Raw genomic sequence first — 17,491 nt, forward strand, 5'->3', positions numbered from 1 at the left:
GCCGCGCGGCGTGCGCGACACGCGACCGCCGGCGGCTTCGAAAACGAACCTTGTCAGATGAACACGTCCCCCGTCACGCCGCCCGGAGCGGCCGCCGCGCAACCCGCGATCAGCTTCTTCGAACGCTACCTGACGGTCTGGGTCGCGTCATGCATCGTGGCAGGCATCACGCTTGGCCAGTGGCTGCCGGGCCTGTTCCAGCAGATCGGCCGGATGGCGTACGCACAGGTCAATCTGCCGGTCGGGCTGCTGATCTGGGTGATGATCATCCCGATGCTCGTCAAGGTCGACTTCGGCGCATTGCGTGACGTGCGCCGGCACGTGAAAGGCATCGGCGTCACGCTCGTCGTGAACTGGCTGGTCAAACCGTTCTCGATGGCGTTCCTCGGCTGGCTGTTCATCCGCCATCTGTTTGCACCGCTGCTGCCGGCGGAACAACTCGACAGCTACGTCGCCGGGCTGATCCTGCTGGCCGCCGCACCGTGCACGGCGATGGTGTTCGTCTGGAGCCGGCTGACGGGCGGCGATCCGCTGTTCACGTTGTCGCAGGTCGTGCTGAACGACAGCATCATGGTGATCGCGTTCGCGCCGCTGGTCGGGCTGCTGCTCGGCATGTCGGCGATCACGGTGCCGTGGGCGACGCTGTTCACGTCGGTCGTGCTGTACATCGTCATGCCGGTGATCCTCGCGCAGATCCTGCGCAAGCGGCTGCTCGCGCACGGCAACGCGGCGTTCGACGCCGCGATGACCAAGATCGGCCCGTGGTCGATCGCCGCGCTGCTGGCGACGCTCGTGCTGCTGTTCGCGTTCCAGGGCGAAGCGGTCCTGGAGCAGCCGCTGGTGATCGCGCTGCTCGCGGTGCCGATTCTGATCCAGGTGTTTTTCAACTCGGCGCTCGCGTACTGGCTCAATCGTGCGGTCGGCGAGCAACATGACGTCGCATGCCCGTCGGCGCTGATCGGCGCGTCCAACTTCTTCGAACTGGCGGTCGCGGCCGCGATCAGCCTGTTCGGCTTCCATTCCGGCGCGGCACTGGCCACCGTCGTCGGCGTGTTGATCGAGGTGCCGGCGATGCTGCTGGTCGTGCGCATCGTCAACCGGTCGAAGGACTGGTACGCGCGCCGGACCTGAGCACACACCAGGGAACCCAGACATGACCGACCACGTGAACGATCTGCCGCAACTCGATGCCGCGCTGTTTCGCGTGCCGGACGCCGCCCGGCTGCGGCCGGCGTCGCCGTCGACCCATCCGCCGCGACTGCTGCTGCTCTACGGTTCGTTGCGTGAACGTTCGTTCAGCCGCCTGCTGGTCGAGGAAGCCGGGCGCCTGCTGACGGCGATGGGCGCCGAGGTGCGCGTGTTCAATCCGAGCGGCCTGCCGCTGCCCGACGACGCGCCCGAGCATCATCCGAAGGTGGTCGAGCTTCGCGAACTCGTGATGTGGTCGGAAGGGATGGTGTGGTGCTCGCCGGAACGGCACGGCGCGATGACCGGGATCATGAAGTCGCAGATCGACTGGATCCCGCTGTCGGTCGGCGCCGTGCGGCCGACGCAGGGCAAGACGCTCGCGGTCGTGCAGGTGAGCGGCGGTTCGCAGTCGTTCAACGCGGTGAACCAGATGCGGGTGCTGGGGCGCTGGATGCGCATGCTGACCATCCCGAACCAGTCGTCGGTGGCGAAGGCGTTCATGGAGTTCGACGAAGCCGGGCGGATGAAGCCGTCGGCGTATTTCGACCGGGTGGTGGACGTGATGGAGGAACTGGTGAAGTTCACGCTGCTGACGCGCGACGTCGGCCCCTATCTGGTCGACCGGTACAGCGAGCGGAAAGAAAGCGCGGAGGCACTGTCGAAACGCGTCAATCAAGCGCGTATTTAGCGTTCGTTGTCGAATCAACGCCGAGACGCTCAGGCACGTTTCGTTGCGCGGCGTTGGATTGGCTGGAGCGTGCTGGATACAGCGACGTCACTGCAAACCGGGAGTGGAACCATGGTACCTGTTCGTCAAGCGACCGAGTCCGATCTGGCCTCGATCGAAGCACTGCTTCGAGCCAGCGGCTTGCCGACCGAGGGCGTCGCCTTGTCTCTGCCGCATTTCGTTGTGGCCGACGCGGCATCCGGCATCGTGGGGTGTGGCGGAATCGAGTTCCACGGACGCCATGCGCTCGTGCGTTCGATCGCCGTCGTCGAGCACGCGCGTCGCGCCGGCGTCGGGCGGATGCTGGTGGCCCGCCTGCTCGCGGAATGCCGCGCGCGGGCCGTCCGGTCGATCGGGTTGCTGACCACGACGGCGGAAGACTACTTCGCCGGGCACGGTTTCGTCCGTATTGCCCGCGAGGATGTGCCCGAGCCGTTGTTGGCGTCCAGCCAGTTTCAGGGTGTCTGTCCGGGATCGGCCGTCGCGATGCTGATGGTCTGCGACGACAGAATCGGACTCGGCTGATTCCCTTCCCGGTTCACATTCCCGACAATTCGGTTTCTGCGGCCCGGCATACCCCGTGTGCCGGATCATGGAGATATCTCCTCTTCGCGGCCGGTCTTCTCGACTGGCCGCTTTTTTATTCCCGTTCGTCACCGGAGAGCACGATCGCGATGCAGCTCGACCGCCTGATCCCTGAAATCCTGTTCGGCTTCACGGGCCTGATCGGCATCATCAACCCGTTCGGCATGGCGTTCGTGTTTCTCGAGCGCACGCAATCGCTGACCGAAGCCGAGCGCGCGACGCTGTCGAAGCAGCTCGCGACGAACGTGTTTTTCACGCTGCTCGTGATCTTCTTCGTCGGCGCGCCGGTGCTGAACTTCTTCGGGATTTCGATGGAGGCGCTGCGCATCGGCGGCGGCTTCGCGGTGGCGGTGGCCGGCTGGTCGATGCTGAACGCGCCGGACGTGCCGGCGGGCGGCGACGTTGCCGTGCATGGTGACGACTTGCAGAAGCTGATGACGCGTGCGTTTTTTCCGCTCACGGTGCCGCTGACGATCGGGCCCGGCTCGATCGCGGCCGGTATCGCGCTGCATGCGAACCGCGCGCATACGGCCGCCGACTATCTGTTGTCGGGTGTGGTGTCGGTGGCGGTCGCGGCACTGGTCGCGTTCGCGATCTGGCAGACCTACAGCCGCGCGACGACGCTCGCGCGTTATCTCGGTGGAGAGGGCACGAAGGTCGCGATGCGCGTGTCCGCGTTCCTGTTGCTGTGCGTCGGCGTGCAGATCATGCTGACGGGCCTGTCGGAGTTCGTGAAGACGTTCGGCGGGCAGGGCGGATGACGAAGAAGGGACTGGCGCCCGTGCCGGTGGTCGCGGAGTCGAGCTGAAGCGGCCCGGTCTTATTCCGCCGGTGGCGTGGCCGGGCGTGAATCGTGCGCCGCGGCACCGGCCGCATCGTCCTTCGGCAACACGCTGCCGCAATGCGGACAACAGCCGGCACGTGCATCGCCCGCGCGCTTGCGCTCGAGCGCCGACGCGACGAGTTCCGCGCCCATGATCCCCGTCGGAAACGCGATGATCCCGTAGCCGAGCAGGATCGCGCACGACGTGATCAGCCGGCCGAGCGGCGTGACGGGCGTGAGATCGCCGTAGCCGGTCGTGCTCATCGTCACCGCCGCCCAGTAGACGCCCACCGGAATGCTCGTGATCCCGTGCTCGGGCCCTTCGACGAGAAAGATCACCGTGCCGAGAATCACGACGAGCACGAACATCCCGCCGATGAACACGAAGATCTTGCGACGCGCGCGCGCGAGTGCGCGGATCAGCATCTGCCCTTCCTCGAGATAGATCGACAGCCCGAGAATGCGGAACACGCGCAGCAAGCGCAGCAGCCGCACGTCGATCAGCGCATGCAGGCCGGGGAAGAAGAACGCGAGATAGGTTGGCAGCACCGACACGAGATCGACGATGCCGAAGAAACTGCGCGCATACGCGGCGGGCCGCTTCGCGGTGAACAGACGCAGCAGGTATTCGGCCGAAAACAGCAGCGTGAACGCCCATTCGGCCGCGTAGAGCGTGCGGCCGTATTGCGCGTGCAGTTCCTGCACGCTGTCGGCCATCACGACGAGCACGCTCGCGACGATCAGCGCGAGTACCGCGACGTCGAGCTTGCGGATGAACGACGGACGATGCACGCATTGCCGGACGGCATCGCGTACCGTGTCGAAGGCGGTCGGATTCAGCGAATTCATGCGCCCGAGTGTACGGACGACGCGCCGCAGGGCCTATCGGACGTGTCTGATTCCGGTGCCGCCCAACCGGCCGCCCCGCGGGCGTTACTGCCCGAAGCGTTGCGCGATGGCATCCTTCAGCCGCGCGGCGGTCAGCTCGCCCATGTGCGACTCGACGAGTTCGCCTCGCGCGTTGAAGAACAAGGTGGTCGGCAGCCCGCGCGAGCCGTACGCATGCATCGCATGCAGCGACGGATCGAGCAGCACGTGATCGAAGCGCAGGCCCTTTTGTTCGAGGAATGCGCGCACGACCTGCGCATTTTCGCCCTGGTTGAGCATCAGCACCGTGATGCCGGGATGGTCGCGCTGCGCCTGTTCGAGAATCGGCATTTCGCGCTGGCACGGCGGGCACCACGTCGCCCACAGGTTCACGACCACCGGCTTGCCGACGAAGCTTGCCGGCAACACGGGCGCGGCATCGAGCGCGCGGAGTTGCAGCGCGGCCAGCGGCGCGGCGCTCTGCTGCAACGTCGCCAGCGTGCCTTGCGCGATCCCCCACGCACCGAGGCCCGCGACGATGCCGGCCAGCACCGGTCGACGCAGCGCGGGCAGGCGGCGCAAGCGCCAGCCCGCGAACACCAGGGCGGCCGCAACACCGATACGCCAGTCGAAACCGCCGTCGCCGAGCGCGACGATCGAGCGCGGCGATGCCGCATAGTCCGGCCACCACTGCGCGACGTAGCCGGCGCGCGCGGCGATCAGCCCGAGCAGCAGCACGTCCAGGATCAGGCTCGAGGCGGTCTTGTGATGTCCGTCAGGCGGGCGGCGCTGGATGAAACGCGCGACGAGCCACGCCAGCAGCGCGGCGGCGGCGACCGCGACGACGCGAATCGAGAAGGGACCGATGCTCAGCATGAAAGGGATGGGTGGAGGTGAACGAGCGGGGAAGGAGAAGGGATTGTCCGCCGCGGCGAAGAAACCGTCGACGGTCATGCGGCGTTTCGACCGGTTGCCGCGCAACGCGGTTCCCTTCGAGAACGTAACGGCGTGTTGCGGATTCTGTGAACGCGCGTGGAGCAGGACCGTGACCGACATTCGGAAGGGCTGCGAATCAGACTGGTCTGATGGTCAGCGGAATACCGCTCGTCAACAATACGCATACCGGCGAGATGTGGTGTCCTCCGGTATCCCGAACAGGGATCTCTCCTTGACGGCCGCTCCTTTTGCGAGCGGCCGCTTTTTCAGCGCGGTGCATGCGGGCGTGAATGCCTTGTGGCGGTCGGTGGGCGCGGCCGCAATCCGGTTCATATCGGCTGGTTCAACGGAATAGGAACGCTGCCACATGCGAGCACAGGGCATTCACTCGCGCATTGCTTGACGCCCGGCTTGCGCTCGGCGCGGCCGTTCGTCGCCGGCGGCACGGGGATGCCGCCGTGGCTCGACGCGCCGCGCATCCGCGGCCCGTCGAGCGTCGAGTCTTACAGCTTCTTCGAAGCAGCCGGTGCCGCGTCAGCCTGCTGCGCGCCGGCCGCCGGTTCGAGCGTGGTCAGCGTCTTCTCGGTGAACTTCTCGTACAGCCAGTTCATGCGCGTATCGTCCATCCCGCCGGCGATGCCGCCGAGTGCATACGATGCCGACACCTTGAAACGGTCGATCGGGTGGTTGTCGGCGTCGAGCAGCGTCACGGTGCCGTCGACGTGATCGTTGCCGGCCATGAAACCGAACATGACGGCGGAGAAACTCGAGCGCACGCGAATACTGTTGACTTCGACGTTCAGATGCATGGCATCGGTCGAATCCGCCTTTGCCAGCAGCTTGCGTGCATCCAGTGCGCTTTCGATTTTTTCCTGCAGTTTCTTCGCGTCGAACTTCAGGTTGTCTTTCAACGCTTCCTGCGCGGCATTGTCGAGCGTGACCTTCACGATCACGGGTTTCGTGCCGAATTTCGTCGTCGATGCGGTCACGGCGGCCCCGGCCGGATCGCTGGCGTCGCGTGTCACGCTGCTGGCGCAGCCCGACAGGAAGCCGATCGTCACGAATGCCAGCGCGGCGTGGCGGAAAAGAGATTTCATGATTTGGTCTTTTGATTTGGGTTATTTGAATTGGCTCTGTGGCCGGGCGGGAATTTAACACGGGGCGACCGGATTCAATTCGACGAATAGATCGAAAATCGAATCGGTGTTTATTCGTCGCGGTGTGAGTACGCCAATGAATGGCCGGGACAATGCACGGTGAGTGGTGGACGGCGATGGGGATTCGCCATTGCGTTTGCGAGGTCGTCTATTGACGAGCGATTACTGGCCGTTGCGGGATGCCGATTCGCCTAGCCGATACGCGGTGAAGAACTCGTACCACGGCGACCCTTCCGTAACCGGTACGCCGAGTGCCGACGTCCGCCGTTTCAGCGCGCCGAATACGTCGTTGATGAGTGCGATCCGCGCCGGGTCGCCAAACGGTACCGGTTGCGCCCGCCCCGCGGCGAACGTCCCGTACGCGATTGCCAGCAGGCGTGCCGGGTCATCGGTGCCCGCGATGGCTGCGTCGATCCTTTCGACGAGACGCGGCCGGTCTTCGGCGCGCGACCCGGACAGGCACAGGAACACGAGCGCCGACAGTTCATGCAGGTCCTTGACCTGCAGCAACGCCGGCAGCCGCGCGACGATCCGCTCGACCGGTTCGTCGCGCAGCGCGTCGCCGAAGTCGAGCACGGCGGTCATCGGATTGCGGTCGGCATCCAGCCGATCGAGCGCAGGCACGCTGGCGGGCGCGGCTGCCGGTGCAGATCGCAGCGCGTCGGCCACCTGCTGCGTCCATGCCGGAAAGATCATCCTGACGTTGCCGAATTGCTCACCGCCTTCCGCCGCCGGATTCCACCGGTACACGATCGTGCCGCCGTGAATGAACGGCGAATACAGGTGCTCGGGCGTTTGCGGCAGCGGCCGCCGGTTGATCGGCAGCCACGCGAGCGTCAGCCAGTCGTAATGGCCCGTCGCCGGCACGGCGGGGCTCGAACTCGCGACGACCTGCCACGTGCCGCGATTCGCGTAGCGGCGGCGCGCGTCGGGCACCGGGACGGTGCGGCCTTTCGCGGTGTCGAAAACCGTCGTGCCGGTGACGTTCTGCCCGCTGTCCTTTGCCGGCGTGATGGTCGAGATGACCCACGACGCGCCGTCCGCCGCACGGTAGTCGGACGGCTTCAGCGTCGCGACGTCGTGCACCATGCGCGTTTCCGCCGCGACGGCGCTCGGCGGGAGATCGGCGGGGGCGGCCAGGATGCTCGGCATGGATTTTCCTCGGAATCGGGTGCGCATCGTCGAACGGGGCGATGCGCGGCGGCACGGGTTGTTTCCCGTAACTGTAGGACGTCGCGGCCGGAAACGGAAACCGGCCGGATGGCCAATCCGCCCGCGCCGTTCGCCGCTTCGGCTTACCATGCGCATCCTGGGCAACGACGAATACCGGGCGGAAGCGGACATGACGAACACGAAAGCCATCACCGAACACTGGACGCAGGTGGCCGACCAATGGATCGGCTGGGCCGGCAAGCCGGGCCACGACGCATTCTGGAAATACCGCGCCGGGCTCGCGGCCTACATCGGCCGCGGCACCGGCACCGCCCTGGAGATCGGCTGCGGCGAGGGCCGCGTGAGCCGCGAGCTGAAGGCGCTCGGCTACGACGTGACCGCGAGCGACGCGGTGCCCGCGATGCTCGACGCCGCGCGTCATGCCGATTCTGCGCATCGCTATCAACTGGCCGACGCGGCGGCGCTGCCGTTCGACGATGCCAGCTTCGATCTCGTGATGGCGTACAACGTGCTGATGGACCTCGACGACATGCAGCGCGCGTTGCACGAGGCGCGCCGCGTGCTGAAGCCGGACGGGCTGCTGTTCATCTCGCTCGTGCATCCGTTTCGCGATCGCGGCGGCTTCGCGGGGCCGCAGCCCGACGCGCCGTTCGTGCTGAAGGGCAGCTATTTCGGGCGCGCGCATTTCGACGGTGTGGAAACGCGCGACGGGCTGTCGATGCACTTCGCGGGCTGGTCGCTGCCGCTGCAGGCGTACATGGAAGCGCTGGAAGCGGCGGGGCTCGCGATCGTGTCGCTACGCGAGCCGCCGCCCGATCACGCCGATACGGATCAACTGAAGCAATGGGCGCGCGTGCCGCTGTTTTTGTGGATCAAGGCGCGGCCGGTGGGGTGAGCGCGGGCGGTCAAGGTCGGGCGACGACGATGGGTTCGCCTGTCCGGATGAGAACATGAATTGACGCGTTGAACGGGTAGCCGTGGGGATGCAGAAACCGATGGAACGACGGATCTCGTATCCCCTGGGCTACTGTGGCTTGTCGACGTGAGACGGCCAGCATTCCGACACCCGTTTTCATCCCTTTCAGCGCGACAACTCCTTCCGGTAGAGCACGGCCCCCGGCTTTTCCGCGACGGTGTCGTACAGCCGCATCGCCGTGTGATTCGTCTCGTGCGTTTGCCAGTACACGCGTTCGGCGCGATGCGCACGCGCGGTGTCGTACACGGCCTCGATCAGCGCGCGGCCGACGCCCTGGCCGCGCTCGCTGTCGAGCGTGAACAGGTCCTGCAGGTAGCAGGTCGGTCCGGCCAGCGTCGTGCTGCGGTGATACAGGAAATGCACGAGCCCGACGAGCCGGCCTGCGCGCTCGGCGACGAGCGCATGCACCGGTTCGTAGGCGTCGAAGAAGCGCGACCACGTGAGCTGCGTGATGCGCATCGGCAGGGCCGTGTCGTCGAAACGGCCGTAGAAGCGGTTATAGCCGTCCCACAGCGGCAGCCACTGGTCGTAGTCGTCTTCCGTGACCGCGCGTACGGTCAGTCCGGTGTCGTTGGCATTCATGTTGGCGGGCCTTTCGATGAGAAGGGCGCGCGTGGCCGATCCGGCCGACGCGTCGCAGGTCTCTACGATAGGAAGTTCACGGCACCATGGGTAGGCCCATGCCGGCGGCATTTCATGGTGCCACGGCCAACCCGCAAGCAGCGGCGCAACAGGATCATGACGACCCGGCAACACGTTCGGGATGCGCGGACGGGTTCGGCGCGGAGGCTTACCCGCGCAGCGGCGGGTTCAACCGCGCGAACGCCGCCTGCCGGCGATACGGGAAGTACGGATAAGGCGCTTCGACCGCACTTGCCGCATCGAGCTTCGCGACCTGCGCATCGGTCAGCGCCCAGCCGACCGCGCCGAGGTTCTGCCGCAACTGTTCCTCGTTGCGCGCGCCGACGATCACCGACGACACGGTCGGCCGCTGCAGCAGCCAGTTCAGCGCGATCTGCGGCACCGTCTTGCCGGTTTCCTCCGCGATCGCGTCGAGTGCATCGACCACGTCGTACAGGCGTGCGTCGTCGACCGGCGGCCCGTAGCTGGCCGTTTCATGCAGGCGGCTGCCTTCGGGCAGGGGCGCGTTGCGGCGGATCCTGCCGGTGAGCCGGCCCCAGCCGAGCGGGCTCCACACGAGTGCGCCGAGGCCCTGGTCGGCGCCGAGCGGCATCAGGTCCCATTCGTAGTCGCGGCCGACGAGCGAGTAGTAGACCTGGTTGGCGACATAGCGCGACCAGCCGTGCCGATCGGCCGCTGCGAGCGATTTCATGATCTGCCAGCCGGCGAAGTTCGAGGCGCCGATGTAGCGCAGCTTGCCCGCGCGCACGAGATCGTCGAGCGTCGACATCACTTCCTCGACCGGCGTGCCCGCATCGAATGCGTGCAGCTGCAGCAGGTCGATGTAGTCGGTGTCGAGGCGGCGCAGTGCGTCGTCGACGGCGCGCACGAGCCGCGCGCGCGACGTGCCTGCATCGTTCGGACCGTCGCCGGTCGGCAAGCCCGTTTTCGTCGAGATCAGCACCTGGTCGCGACGCCCCTTGATCGCCGCGCCGAGCACGCGCTCGGACGCGCCGTCCGAATACACGTCGGCCGTGTCGAACAGGTTGACGCCGGCTTCGAGGCAAATGTCGACGAGGCGGCGCGCTTCATCGACGCCCGTGTTGCCCCATGCGCCGAACAGCGGGCCGGTGCCGCCGAAGGTGCCTGCGCCGAAGCTCAGGGCGGGAACCTTGAGGCCGGAACGGCCGAGCGTACGGTATTCCATCTGCGTTTCCTTTGGTCGGGTGAGCGAGCGGGGCCGCATGTCGATCGTCGGCCACTCAATGTATCGTTTGCGACTTTTCCTGATAATCCTGAAGATAGCGAAAATATCCTTCGGAAGAGGCGAACAATGCTGCTCGACAACCTCGCGCTGTTCCTGCGCATCGTGGAGAAGGGCGGGCTGGCCGCGGCAGGCCGCGAGGTCGGCCTGTCGCCGGCCACGGTGTCCGAGCGGCTGACGGCGCTCGAGCGCCACTACGGCGCGGCGTTGCTCACGCGCACGACGCGCGCGATCAGCCTGACCGACGAGGGCCGCACGCTCGTCGACGGCGCGCGGCGCCTGCTGGCCGAGGCCGACGAACTCGAAAGCCGCGTGCGGCTCGGCGTGCAGACATTGTCGGGGCCCGTGCGGCTGAGTGCGCCGGCCGATCTCGGGCGCGAGCGCGTGGTGCCCGTCGTCGATGCGTTTCTGGCCGAGCATCCAGGCGTGACGGTCGACCTGCATCTCGGCGACGGCTACGTCGATCTCGTCGGCCAGGGGCTCGATTTCGCGATCCGCCGCGGCACGCTTGCGGACAGTTCGCTGCGCAGCCGTTTGCTCGGCCGCGCGCGGCGCGTGGTGTGCGCGTCGCCTGCGTATCTCGCCGCGCACGGCACGCCGGTGCATCCGGACGAGCTCGCCGCTCACGACTGCATCGTGATGCGCTTCGGGCCGGACCTGTATGCCGAATGGCCGTTCAGCATCGATGGCGAACCGAAGCGCGTGATGGTGCGTGGCCGCCGCGTGGCCAACGACGGCGCGCTCGTGCGCGCGTGGTGCATCGCGGGGCATGGCGTTGCGCTGAAGTCGCTGGTCGACGTCGAACAGGATCTGGCGTCCGGCGCACTGGTCGAGGTGCTCGGTGCGTTCTCGCCGGGCGACGTCGATCTGCAGATCGTCTATCCGGGCAGCGCCGCGCAGCCGAGGCGCGTGCGTGCGTTGATCGACAGGCTGGCGCAGGCGCTGGCGACGACGTGACACGCGAGCGACGCGGTGCCCGCGATGCTCGACGCCGCGCGTCATGCCGATTCCGCGCATCGCTATCAACTGGCCGACGCGGCGGCGCTGCCGTTCGACGATGCCGGCTTCGATCTCGTGATGGCGTACAACGTGCTGATGGACCTCGACGACATGCAGCGCGCGTTGCACGAGGCGCGCCGCGTGCTGAAGCCGGACGGGCTGCTGTTCATCTCGCTCGTGCATCCGTTCCGCGATCGCGGCGGCTTCGCCGGGCCGCAGCCCGATCACGCCGATACGGATCAACTGAGGCAATGGGCGCGTATGCCGCTGTTTCGGTGGATCAAGGCGCGGCCGGTCGGGGTGAACGTCCGACCTGGCACACCCGGCGCAACGGCCTTCCCGTCATCCGGCCAGGCTGTTTTCGGGCGGCGGACCGGCCGGTCCGCGGATCGGTGGCGTCGTACTCAGCTTCTCCGACAGCATCCGCTCGTACACGCCGAAGTGCAGGTCGACCTCCTTTTGCGTGACGGGGGTGACCGTGATGTTGATCTGCTCGGGCAGCAGGCCCAGCACGACCGCCACCGCCGCTTCAAGTTGCGGTGCACAAACCTGGTCCTCCGCCATCGTCGTGCCGACCAGCACGTCGTAGGTCCGCTCCTGCCGGCAGACGACTTCGACGAGCCGCGCCCGCGCGCTCATGTTGTGGTCGATCGCGAGCCGGACGACCTCGGTCACGGTGCGCATCGTTTCGGTCGGAAAGCCTTTCGTCGAGCGCAGCCGGACGCGATGCCTGCCCAGCGTGAGCCAGTCCGTGTCGAATTCCATGACGTTCTCCGCATGCAGTTCCGGGTCGCTGCGATGATAGGTTCCAGCACCGGAATTTCAAGTGCGAAAATCCGCCGGCCCGGCTTGAAATTTTCCGCGGAGTGCCTATCTTGATTTTCGCTTAGGCAGACGCGCGAGTGACCTCATCCCGCGCGCTGCGTGTTTCGATTTGTTTGCCGGCAGTCCGGCAGGCGAACTGGAGCGCGTAGGCCCGTTCGCCTCCCGGCTGCACTCGAGGAGGATACGATCATGAGCGATCTTTACTTCGGAACCGACTTCTTCAGCGAGTTGGACCGCCTGCAGCAGCAGATGGCGCAACGCTTCGGCGGCTTCCCGTCCAGCATCCGCGCCGGCCGGTCCGGCACGTTTCCGCAGATCAACATCGGCGCGACCGACGAGTCGATCGAGATCGTCGCATTCGCGCCGGGAATCGATGCCAACGAACTCGATGTGTCGATCGACAAGGGACTGCTGATCATCAGCGGCGGGCGGCGGTCGACCCAACCCGACACGGGAAGCGAGACGCGCACCTATGCGCAGGAGCGCTTTGCCGGCACCTTTCGGCGCGTCATCGAGTTGCCCGACACGGCCGATCCCGACAAGGTCCAGGCGCGCTACGACAACGGCTGCCTGTCGATCAGCGTCGGCAAGCGCGAGTCGTCGAGGCCGCGCGCCATCTCTGTCCAGTAACGCAAGGAGGCGATCATGAACGACACGACCCAACTGGCTGAACGCGACCCGTCCGCCCTCACGCGTCGCGGCACGGAGCAGCCCGCGCGCCGGATCACCCTCACGCCGGCCGTCGACATATACGAGGACAGTCAGGGCATCACCCTGTGGGCGGATCTGCCCGGCGTGACGAAGGACAAGCTGGACATCAAGGTTCACGACGGCAGCCTCTCGATCGAGGCCGAGGCGGCGGTGCCGACGCCCGCCCAACTGCGCCTGCAGCATGCGGAGGTCCGGGAGCCGCACTTCGCGCGGACGTTCACGCTGTCGCCGGACTTCGACACGTCGAAGATCGAGGCGAGCCTCCGGGACGGCGTGTTGAAACTGACCCTCCCACGTCGCGACGAGGCGCGCCCGCGGCGCATCGAAGTCAAGACCGGTTGACCTTCGTCAACGGCAAATCGGGAGCCTAGGCGGCCGCGACCGTGCGGCCGCCCGTCGCGAACCGGACGCAGGGGGCACCGGCGTCCGCTGTCACGCGGCAATCCCGGGAAAGGACATCATCGGAGGACGCCATGAATACCGATCCGAAAAAATGGAACCCGTTCAAGTTCCTGCGCGGCGCGGCCCGCAAGTCCGACGGGGACGGTCCGGAAAATCCGCCAGCGAGCGAACCGTGGCAGGCCTCGTTGCCCGACATTCCGCGACTGCTCTCGCGGGAGCCGTGGCGTGTCGTGGAGACGTTCCTTCATGACCCGTTCGCCGGCCGTGGCGCGCTCGAACGATGGTTCGGCGACTTCAGTTCGTCGCGCTTCCAGCCGCGCATCGACGTCGTCGATGAAGGGCCGGTGCTTCGCGTGACCGCCGAACTGCCCGGAATGGCGCGCGAGGATCTGAAGGTGAGCGTCGAGGACGGCGCGATCGTGCTGCGCGGAGAGAAAAAGCAGGACGTGCGCAGCGAGGAAAACGGCTGTTACCGGCTGGAGCGTGCCCATGGAAGCTTCGTGCGCACGATCCCGATGCCGGAAAACGCCGACCCCGACCGTACCTTGGCGAAGTTCGACAACGGTGTGCTGACGCTGACCGTGCCGAAATCCGAGCCGGCGCGGACCCTGAGTCGCACGATCGAGATCCACTAGGCCAGACCGGCAACGTGCCGGGGCGGCGGCCGGATACCGGGCGCACCGGGCGGTTGGCGCAGGCCGCGGCGCGGCCGGTTTTTTGTCCGCCGGTCAGGAATGACGGACGGGCGTGAAGCCGGCGACGCTCGACGCATGTCTCACGGCATCGTCCTTCGGCCCCGGTGCGATCTCGCACCAGAATTCCTGATGACGGGCACCGAGCCGACGGGCCGCCTCGTAGCGGTGAAAGTGACTGGCGAGCCAGAACCGGCAGCCGTCGAAGAACACTTTCATCGCCGGCCGTGCCGCGCGCATGGCGCCCAGCCGGATCGCGGTTTTCGCTTCTTCCAGCGCTTCGACGTCGCTTGACGTGTTGCCGAGAAGCGCGTCATCGACTGCCAGTTGCAAGAACGTCAGGTAGTCCCGCCCGAGCACGCCGGCAGGCAGCCCCATCGACGAGCGGACGGACGAACGAGGTTCGCTGGGCATGGTGATGTCCGATTCAGCGGGATGGCAGGACGATCGAGGCGCGCGCCTGTGACGCCGCAGCCTCGGCTCCGGCCCGATGGGCCGGTCGAGTTCATTCGCCGGCCATGAGATGCCGGATGACCAGCGCCGGGTCGGCGATATCCAGAATCAGGCGGCGAAGGATGCGCCTGCGCATGTGCTCTTCGTCGAGGCTCCAGGGCTCGCCCTGTTTGCCGAGATAGCGCGCGAGCGCGTCCCGGTTGTCCGTGCCCGCGGGCAGGTTCAACCGGGCGGCCAGCAGTCCGGCCACGACGTCGTCGAGTTCGATGTCGAGCCGTTTCGAGTCGATGCAGAGTTCGAGTTTCATGTCGGTCGCCGGAAAAAAAGCGGCGCCGCGTGAATGGCAGCGTGCGGCGCCGAACGAATGGCGCCGGCCGCGACTGTTGGCCGGCGCGTGCACGACCCGCTGCCGGGTCAGTACTCGAGTTCCGGTGCGGCGGCCTGCACCGGCTTTTCGTCCTTCGGGGCGTCGGCGACCGTTGCGTCCGTCGTCAGGATCAGCCCTGCGATCGACGCGGCGTTCTGCAGCGCCGTACGCGTGACCTTGGTCGGGTCGACCACGCCTGCCTCGACGAGATCGCCGTACTCGCCGGTCGCCGCGTTGTAGCCGAAGTTGCCCTTGCCCTCGAGCACCTTCGCGATCACGACCGACGGTTCGTCGCCCGCGTTCGACACGATCACGCGCAGCGGTGCCTCGAGCGCGCGCAGCACGATCCGGATGCCGGCATCCTGATCGGCGTTCGCGCCCTTGAGGTCCGACAGCGCCGCGCGTGCGCGCAGCAGCGCGACCCCGCCGCCAGGCACGATCCCTTCTTCGACCGCCGCGCGCGTCGCATGCAGCGCATCGTCGACACGGTCCTTCTTTTCCTTCATTTCGACTTCGGTGACCGCGCCGACCTTGATCACGGCGACGCCACCCGCGAGCTTTGCCACGCGCTCCTGCAGCTTCTCGCGATCGTAGTCGCTCGTCGCTTCGTCGATCTGCACGCGGATCGACTTCACGCGCGCATCGATGCGCGCCGCGTCGCCCGCGCCGTCGATGATGATCGTGTCGTCCTTGCGCACCTCGACGCGCTTCGCGCGGCCGAGATCGTCGAGCGTGGCCTTGTCGAGCTGCTTGCCGGTTTCGTCGGAGATGACCGTCGCGCCGGTCAGGATCGCGATGTCCTCGAGCATGGCCTTGCGCCGGTCGCCGAAGCCCGGCGCCTTGACGGCGGCGACCTTCAGGATGCCGCGCATCGCATTCACGACGAGCGTCGCGAGCGCTTCGGCCTCGACATCTTCCGCGACGATCAGCAGCGGCTTGCCGGCCTTCGAGGTGGCCTCGAGAATCGGCAGCAGATCGCGAATGCTCGAGATTTTCTTGTCGTGCAGCAGGATCAGCGCGTCGTCGAGATAGGCGGCCTGCTTGTCCGGATCGTTGATGAAGTACGGGCTGACATAGCCGCGATCGAACTGCATGCCTTCGACCACGTCGAGCTCGTTGTCGAGCGACTTGCCGTCCTCGACCGTGATCACGCCTTCCTTGCCGACCTTCTCCATCGCGTCGGCGATGATCTTGCCGATCGCCTCGTCCGCGTTCGCGGAAATGGCGCCGACCTGCGCGATTTCCTTGTGGGTCGAGATCGGCCTCGACAGCGTGCGCAGCTCGTCGAGCACCGCGCCGACGGCCTTGTCGATGCCGCGCTTCAGGTCCATCGGATTCATGCCGGCCGCGACATGCTTCATGCCTTCCTGCACGATGGCCTGCGCGAGCACGGTGGCGGTCGTCGTGCCGTCGCCGGCCACGTCGGCGGTTTTCGACGCGACCTGCTTGACGATCTGCGCGCCCATGTTCTCGAAGCGCTCCTTCAGCTCGATTTCCTTCGCGACCGACACGCCGTCCTTGGTGATCACGGGCGCGCCGAAGCTGCGCTCGATCACCACGTTGCGGCCCTTCGGACCGAGCGTCACCTTCACCGCATCGGCCAGCACGTTCACGCCCTTGACGATGCGGTTACGCGCGCCGTCGCTGAATTTCACGTCTTTTGCAGCCATTTTGATTGCTCCGGAAAAAGTCGTTGATCGGAATGCCGCGCACACCGGGCCAACACCGGTGCGGCGCGGTCGAAGCGGGTGTCAGGCCGCTTGTCGGGCGGCTTGCGAGCCGGGTTCGAGTACGCCCATGACGTCCTCTTCGCGCATGACCAGCAGTTCCTCGCCGTCCACCTTGACGGTCTGGCCCGCGTATTTGCCGAAGAGCACCTGGTCGCCGACTTTCAACTGGAGCGCGCGCAGCGTGCCGTCCTGCAGCAGCCGGCCGTTGCCGACTGCGACGATTTCGCCTTGTTCCGGTTTTTCCGCCGCCGAATCGGGTATCACGATGCCCGAAGCCGTCGTCCGCTGCGTTTCGATTCGCTTGACGATAACCCGGTCGTAGAGGGGACGAATCTGCATTTCCATCTCCTGAGCGATTAAAGGATCACCAATAAGGGAATCCGGCTGCGGGTAGCGGGGCGCGTGGAACGCCGCCATGCAGCCGAGCCAATGTCTGGCGGATTGCGAAATAGAGGCGCCCGTCGCGCGCTTCAAGAGGGGGTGAAAATGGCTGTTTGTAACAAATTGTTTCGTGGCGATGGCAGGAGGTGAGGGACCGTGCCGAGGGCATATGAGGCGCGATCGCGTCGCATGGCGGTGCCCCTGAACGGCGAACGACATCGCCCGCCGACATCGCCGTTCGCCCCCTTGCCCACGTTTCGTCATTTAGCTAATATTCAAAACGTCAAACGAAACCGCATCTCATGGACGACGTCACCCGCATCAGCGCCCTGGCCAACGAAAGCCGTCTGGCCGTGCTGCGCTGGCTCAAGCAGCCGCGCGAGCATTTCCCGCCGCAGCCGCACGGCGATATCGACGCGCTCGGCGTGTGCTGCACGTACATCACCGAGAAGCTCGGCATCGCGCCGGCCACGACCACGCGCCACATGCGCATCCTCGCGGATGCCGGGCTCGTGCGGGCCACGCGTGTCGGCAAGTTCACGTACTACAAGCGGATCGACGGCGCGCTCCAGCAGCTCGGCCACGATCTCTCGCAACTCTGACGCAACGCTGAT

At 66.5% G+C, this 17,491-nt stretch carries 22 protein-coding genes and 1 pseudogene; 12 read left to right on the forward strand and 11 right to left on the reverse strand.

The window, feature by feature from the left end:
* Positions 1 to 57: 57 nt before the first annotated feature.
* The 4 genes from arsB to HWX00_RS07215 all read left to right on the forward strand — a co-directional run bounded on the left by arsB (position 58) and on the right by HWX00_RS07215 (position 3,261).
* Complete coding sequence (arsB, locus tag HWX00_RS07200; protein WP_175027018.1) at positions 58 to 1,131, forward strand: ACR3 family arsenite efflux transporter; 1,074 nt, start codon at positions 58 to 60, stop codon at positions 1,129 to 1,131.
* Positions 1,132 to 1,153: 22 nt separating this feature from the next.
* On the forward strand, positions 1,154 to 1,876 hold the full coding sequence (arsH, locus tag HWX00_RS07205) for an arsenical resistance protein ArsH (RefSeq protein ID WP_175027019.1): 723 nt from the start codon (positions 1,154 to 1,156) through the stop codon (positions 1,874 to 1,876).
* 111 nt (positions 1,877 to 1,987) lie between these two features.
* Positions 1,988 to 2,440 (forward strand): arsenic resistance N-acetyltransferase ArsN2, encoded by a 453-nt coding sequence (gene arsN2 / locus HWX00_RS07210; RefSeq protein WP_034189613.1) that lies wholly within the window; start codon positions 1,988 to 1,990, stop codon positions 2,438 to 2,440.
* A 149-nt stretch (positions 2,441 to 2,589) separates the two neighbouring features.
* On the forward strand, positions 2,590 to 3,261 hold the full coding sequence (locus HWX00_RS07215; RefSeq protein WP_034189612.1) for a MarC family protein: 672 nt from the start codon (positions 2,590 to 2,592) through the stop codon (positions 3,259 to 3,261).
* A 59-nt stretch (positions 3,262 to 3,320) separates the two neighbouring features.
* Here HWX00_RS07215 and HWX00_RS07220 read toward each other — a convergent pair whose 3' ends face one another.
* The gene (locus HWX00_RS07220) at positions 3,321 to 4,172 is read right to left on the reverse strand and encodes an ion transporter (RefSeq protein ID WP_034189611.1); all 852 of its coding nucleotides are present in this window, start codon (positions 4,170 to 4,172) and stop codon (positions 3,321 to 3,323) included.
* An 84-nt stretch (positions 4,173 to 4,256) separates the two neighbouring features.
* Positions 4,257 to 5,066 carry a TlpA family protein disulfide reductase gene (locus HWX00_RS07225; RefSeq protein ID WP_175027020.1) on the reverse strand — a complete coding sequence of 270 codons (810 nt, stop codon included), beginning with the start codon at positions 5,064 to 5,066 and terminating at the stop codon, positions 4,257 to 4,259.
* Here HWX00_RS07225 and HWX00_RS07230 point away from each other — a divergent pair.
* Positions 5,056 to 5,481 carry a hypothetical protein gene (locus tag HWX00_RS07230; protein WP_175027021.1) on the forward strand — a complete coding sequence of 142 codons (426 nt, stop codon included), beginning with the start codon at positions 5,056 to 5,058 and terminating at the stop codon, positions 5,479 to 5,481. The genes HWX00_RS07225 and HWX00_RS07230 overlap by 11 nt on opposite strands.
* 148 nt (positions 5,482 to 5,629) lie before the next feature.
* On the opposite strand, the gene HWX00_RS07235 is transcribed toward HWX00_RS07230, so the two are convergent.
* Together HWX00_RS07235 and HWX00_RS07240 are read right to left on the reverse strand one after the other, a co-directional pair.
* Positions 5,630 to 6,223, reverse strand: a complete 594-nt coding sequence (locus HWX00_RS07235) for a DUF4410 domain-containing protein (protein ID WP_034189610.1) — start codon at positions 6,221 to 6,223, stop codon at positions 5,630 to 5,632.
* Between the two features lie 222 nt (positions 6,224 to 6,445).
* Positions 6,446 to 7,435, reverse strand: a complete 990-nt coding sequence (locus HWX00_RS07240; protein ID WP_069704379.1) for a hypothetical protein — start codon at positions 7,433 to 7,435, stop codon at positions 6,446 to 6,448.
* 190 nt (positions 7,436 to 7,625) lie between these two features.
* Between HWX00_RS07240 and HWX00_RS07245 the strand changes: the two genes are divergently transcribed.
* The gene (locus tag HWX00_RS07245) at positions 7,626 to 8,351 is read left to right on the forward strand and encodes a class I SAM-dependent methyltransferase (protein ID WP_059560115.1); all 726 of its coding nucleotides are present in this window, start codon (positions 7,626 to 7,628) and stop codon (positions 8,349 to 8,351) included.
* A gap of 186 nt (positions 8,352 to 8,537) precedes the next feature.
* Here the strand turns inward: HWX00_RS07245 and HWX00_RS07250 are convergent, their stop codons facing one another.
* Together HWX00_RS07250 and HWX00_RS07255 are read right to left on the reverse strand one after the other, a co-directional pair.
* On the reverse strand, positions 8,538 to 9,014 hold the full coding sequence (locus tag HWX00_RS07250; RefSeq protein WP_059560024.1) for a GNAT family N-acetyltransferase: 477 nt from the start codon (positions 9,012 to 9,014) through the stop codon (positions 8,538 to 8,540).
* Between the two features lie 208 nt (positions 9,015 to 9,222).
* Positions 9,223 to 10,260, reverse strand: a complete 1,038-nt coding sequence (locus HWX00_RS07255) for an aldo/keto reductase (RefSeq protein WP_175027022.1) — start codon at positions 10,258 to 10,260, stop codon at positions 9,223 to 9,225.
* A gap of 126 nt (positions 10,261 to 10,386) precedes the next feature.
* Between HWX00_RS07255 and HWX00_RS07260 the strand changes: the two genes are divergently transcribed.
* Entirely contained in the window at positions 10,387 to 11,274 is an 888-nt protein-coding gene (locus tag HWX00_RS07260) for a LysR family transcriptional regulator (protein WP_034191147.1), read from the forward strand.
* Positions 11,275 to 11,277: 3 nt separating this feature from the next.
* Positions 11,278 to 11,613: pseudogene (locus HWX00_RS07265) on the forward strand (class I SAM-dependent methyltransferase); the annotation flags it as partial.
* A gap of 45 nt (positions 11,614 to 11,658) precedes the next feature.
* Here HWX00_RS07265 and HWX00_RS07270 read toward each other — a convergent pair.
* Positions 11,659 to 12,081, reverse strand: coding sequence for a hypothetical protein (locus tag HWX00_RS07270; RefSeq protein ID WP_034188580.1), 423 nt, complete (start codon positions 12,079 to 12,081; stop codon positions 11,659 to 11,661).
* A gap of 249 nt (positions 12,082 to 12,330) precedes the next feature.
* Between HWX00_RS07270 and HWX00_RS07275 the strand changes: the two genes are divergently transcribed.
* The 3 genes from HWX00_RS07275 to HWX00_RS07285 all read left to right on the forward strand — a co-directional run bounded on the left by HWX00_RS07275 (position 12,331) and on the right by HWX00_RS07285 (position 13,889).
* Positions 12,331 to 12,771, forward strand: coding sequence for an Hsp20/alpha crystallin family protein (locus HWX00_RS07275; RefSeq protein WP_175027023.1), 441 nt, complete (start codon positions 12,331 to 12,333; stop codon positions 12,769 to 12,771).
* A gap of 15 nt (positions 12,772 to 12,786) precedes the next feature.
* Positions 12,787 to 13,194, forward strand: coding sequence for an Hsp20/alpha crystallin family protein (locus HWX00_RS07280; RefSeq protein ID WP_175027024.1), 408 nt, complete (start codon positions 12,787 to 12,789; stop codon positions 13,192 to 13,194).
* Positions 13,195 to 13,325: 131 nt separating this feature from the next.
* Positions 13,326 to 13,889: an Hsp20/alpha crystallin family protein gene (locus HWX00_RS07285; protein WP_175027025.1), complete on the forward strand. Its 564-nt coding sequence runs from the start codon at positions 13,326 to 13,328 to the stop codon at positions 13,887 to 13,889.
* A 93-nt stretch (positions 13,890 to 13,982) separates the two neighbouring features.
* Here the strand turns inward: HWX00_RS07285 and HWX00_RS07290 are convergent, their stop codons facing one another.
* The 4 genes from HWX00_RS07290 to HWX00_RS07305 form a co-directional block, all read right to left on the reverse strand.
* The gene (locus tag HWX00_RS07290; protein ID WP_175027026.1) at positions 13,983 to 14,324 is read right to left on the reverse strand and encodes a hypothetical protein; all 342 of its coding nucleotides are present in this window, start codon (positions 14,322 to 14,324) and stop codon (positions 13,983 to 13,985) included.
* A gap of 127 nt (positions 14,325 to 14,451) precedes the next feature.
* On the reverse strand, positions 14,452 to 14,706 hold the full coding sequence (locus HWX00_RS07295) for a hypothetical protein (RefSeq protein WP_034188622.1): 255 nt from the start codon (positions 14,704 to 14,706) through the stop codon (positions 14,452 to 14,454).
* A 107-nt stretch (positions 14,707 to 14,813) separates the two neighbouring features.
* Positions 14,814 to 16,436: a chaperonin GroEL gene (gene groL / locus HWX00_RS07300; protein ID WP_175027027.1), complete on the reverse strand. Its 1,623-nt coding sequence runs from the start codon at positions 16,434 to 16,436 to the stop codon at positions 14,814 to 14,816.
* An 81-nt stretch (positions 16,437 to 16,517) separates the two neighbouring features.
* Complete coding sequence (locus tag HWX00_RS07305; RefSeq protein WP_034188621.1) at positions 16,518 to 16,835, reverse strand: co-chaperone GroES; 318 nt, start codon at positions 16,833 to 16,835, stop codon at positions 16,518 to 16,520.
* Positions 16,836 to 17,179: 344 nt separating this feature from the next.
* On the opposite strand from HWX00_RS07305, the gene HWX00_RS07310 reads away from it, so the two are divergent.
* A complete protein-coding gene (locus HWX00_RS07310) occupies positions 17,180 to 17,479 on the forward strand; it encodes an ArsR/SmtB family transcription factor (RefSeq protein WP_049030128.1) in 300 nt (99 codons plus the stop codon).
* Positions 17,480 to 17,491 lie beyond the last annotated feature (12 nt).

Origin of the sequence: Burkholderia seminalis DSM 23518, assembly GCF_902832885.1 — a bacterium.
GTDB classification, from domain to species: Bacteria; Pseudomonadota; Gammaproteobacteria; order Burkholderiales; family Burkholderiaceae; genus Burkholderia; species Burkholderia seminalis.

What these genes read in the sequence shown, in the direction of transcription:
- arsB (WP_175027018.1), top strand. Translation starts at nt 58, where the DNA reads ATGAACACGTCCCCCGTCACGCCGCCCGGAGCGGCCGCCGCGCAACCC.
- arsH (WP_175027019.1), top strand. Translation starts at nt 1,154, where the DNA reads ATGACCGACCACGTGAACGATCTGCCGCAACTCGATGCCGCGCTGTTT.
- arsN2 (WP_034189613.1), top strand. Translation starts at nt 1,988, where the DNA reads ATGGTACCTGTTCGTCAAGCGACCGAGTCCGATCTGGCCTCGATCGAA.
- HWX00_RS07215 (WP_034189612.1), top strand. Translation starts at nt 2,590, where the DNA reads ATGCAGCTCGACCGCCTGATCCCTGAAATCCTGTTCGGCTTCACGGGC.
- HWX00_RS07220 (WP_034189611.1), bottom strand. Translation starts at nt 4,172, where the DNA reads ATGAATTCGCTGAATCCGACCGCCTTCGACACGGTACGCGATGCCGTC.
- HWX00_RS07230 (WP_175027021.1), top strand. Translation starts at nt 5,056, where the DNA reads ATGCTCAGCATGAAAGGGATGGGTGGAGGTGAACGAGCGGGGAAGGAG.
- HWX00_RS07225 (WP_175027020.1), bottom strand. Translation starts at nt 5,066, where the DNA reads ATGCTGAGCATCGGTCCCTTCTCGATTCGCGTCGTCGCGGTCGCCGCC.
- HWX00_RS07235 (WP_034189610.1), bottom strand. Translation starts at nt 6,223, where the DNA reads ATGAAATCTCTTTTCCGCCACGCCGCGCTGGCATTCGTGACGATCGGC.
- HWX00_RS07240 (WP_069704379.1), bottom strand. Translation starts at nt 7,435, where the DNA reads ATGCCGAGCATCCTGGCCGCCCCCGCCGATCTCCCGCCGAGCGCCGTC.
- HWX00_RS07245 (WP_059560115.1), top strand. Translation starts at nt 7,626, where the DNA reads ATGACGAACACGAAAGCCATCACCGAACACTGGACGCAGGTGGCCGAC.
- HWX00_RS07250 (WP_059560024.1), bottom strand. Translation starts at nt 9,014, where the DNA reads ATGAATGCCAACGACACCGGACTGACCGTACGCGCGGTCACGGAAGAC.
- HWX00_RS07255 (WP_175027022.1), bottom strand. Translation starts at nt 10,260, where the DNA reads ATGGAATACCGTACGCTCGGCCGTTCCGGCCTCAAGGTTCCCGCCCTG.
- HWX00_RS07260 (WP_034191147.1), top strand. Translation starts at nt 10,387, where the DNA reads ATGCTGCTCGACAACCTCGCGCTGTTCCTGCGCATCGTGGAGAAGGGC.
- HWX00_RS07270 (WP_034188580.1), bottom strand. Translation starts at nt 12,081, where the DNA reads ATGGAATTCGACACGGACTGGCTCACGCTGGGCAGGCATCGCGTCCGG.
- HWX00_RS07275 (WP_175027023.1), top strand. Translation starts at nt 12,331, where the DNA reads ATGAGCGATCTTTACTTCGGAACCGACTTCTTCAGCGAGTTGGACCGC.
- HWX00_RS07280 (WP_175027024.1), top strand. Translation starts at nt 12,787, where the DNA reads ATGAACGACACGACCCAACTGGCTGAACGCGACCCGTCCGCCCTCACG.
- HWX00_RS07285 (WP_175027025.1), top strand. Translation starts at nt 13,326, where the DNA reads ATGAATACCGATCCGAAAAAATGGAACCCGTTCAAGTTCCTGCGCGGC.
- HWX00_RS07290 (WP_175027026.1), bottom strand. Translation starts at nt 14,324, where the DNA reads ATGGGGCTGCCTGCCGGCGTGCTCGGGCGGGACTACCTGACGTTCTTG.
- HWX00_RS07295 (WP_034188622.1), bottom strand. Translation starts at nt 14,706, where the DNA reads ATGAAACTCGAACTCTGCATCGACTCGAAACGGCTCGACATCGAACTC.
- groL (WP_175027027.1), bottom strand. Translation starts at nt 16,436, where the DNA reads ATGGCTGCAAAAGACGTGAAATTCAGCGACGGCGCGCGTAACCGCATC.
- HWX00_RS07305 (WP_034188621.1), bottom strand. Translation starts at nt 16,835, where the DNA reads ATGCAGATTCGTCCCCTCTACGACCGGGTTATCGTCAAGCGAATCGAA.
- HWX00_RS07310 (WP_049030128.1), top strand. Translation starts at nt 17,180, where the DNA reads ATGGACGACGTCACCCGCATCAGCGCCCTGGCCAACGAAAGCCGTCTG.